Consider the following 1,358-nt stretch of genomic DNA (forward strand, 5'->3'; position numbering starts at 1 on the left):
GAGGCGATCAATCAGGACCTGGCGTTCACCCTCGACTGCCTGAGCCCTGCCGCTTCTCTGGATATCGAGCAATTGCCGGGCACGGCCGTGACCCTGCAACTGGCCCTCAACGATGGCCGCGCCCGCACGTGGCAGGGCGTGGTGGCACAGGTGCTGGCGCTCGGGGGTGACGGGGCCGTGGCGCGCTATCGATTGCAGGTGGGCAGTTGGCTGGGGTTGCTCAAGCAGCGGCGCAACACCCTGATATTCCAAGGCCTGGATGCCCTGCAAATCACCGCCCGGGTGTTCGCCGATTACCCCTTGGCGCAGTGGCAGGCCCACGTCACCCAGCCGTTGGTGAAGCGGGCACTGTGCACGCAGCACCGTGAGACGGATTTCGAGTTCATCTGCCGCGTGTGGTCCGAAGAGGGCTTGAGTTTTTACCTCGACCACGACGCCGAGGGCGGTGCCCGGTTGCTGATTGTCGACAGCCAGCGGCAATGGCCGGCGGGCGTGACCCTGCCTTTTAGCCGCACAGACGCGGCGCAACTCGACCACGGCATTCAGCGTTTCAGCGAGCACCGACAGATCAGCAGCGACAGTACCGTCACCTGCTCATGGAACGCTGCGCAGTTGCTGGGGGTGAGTGGTAGCGCCCAAGCAACGGCCGACGCAGGCCCGGCGCTGCCGCCGTTGCAGGTGTTCGACGCCGCCCCTGGCGCTGTGTTCGCTACCGAGCAGCATGCCCAGGGCAGTGCCGAACAGCAGCTGGGCGCACGGCGCCTGCGGGCCCATGACTTTCAGGGTGAAGGCGCGGAGCCTGGGTTGCAGTTGGGGGTGTGTTATGGGCTGCAGGGCCACCCTGAGCTTGGGCCCTTGCAGTTTTTTTGCCGGGACATCACCCATGTGGCGGTCAATAACCTGGGCGCGCTCATGGCCGCGCACTGGGGCGAGCCTGGCCTGGCGCACGGCACCTATTGCAACCGCTTCATCGCCCTTGCGCCGGGCGTGCCGGTCACCCCCGCACGCCTGCCCAAACCCTTGGCCCAGGGTGTGCAAACCGCCACGGTGGTGGGCGTCGAGCAGCATGCGATTACCAGCCACCGCGACCATCACGTGCGGGTGCAGTTCTTCTGGCAGCGCGGCGAGCGCCCCTTGGCTGGTGGGCGGCCGGACGCCGGGGGGAGCAACAGCCACGCCCCGGGCGATGAAACCAGCGGCACGTGGGTGCCGGTGAGCCAAGCGCTGGCGGGGGCGAACTTCGGCCAGCACTTCACCCCGCGCATCGGCAGCGAAGTGCTGGTGGACTTTTTCAACGCCGACATCGACCAACCCGTGGTGGTCGCCCAGCTCTACAACGGGGTCGCCACACCGCCGTT

General features: G+C 67.2%; 1 protein-coding gene. It reads left to right on the plus strand.

Annotated features, from left to right (window positions below; genetic code table 11):
* Positions 1 to 1,358, plus strand: a 1,358-nt coding sequence (locus AC19YT_RS28190; protein ID WP_500611383.1) for a type VI secretion system Vgr family protein, incomplete at both ends; no start/stop codon positions are given.

It is taken from the genome of Pseudomonas sp. MF08875 (assembly GCF_059862525.1).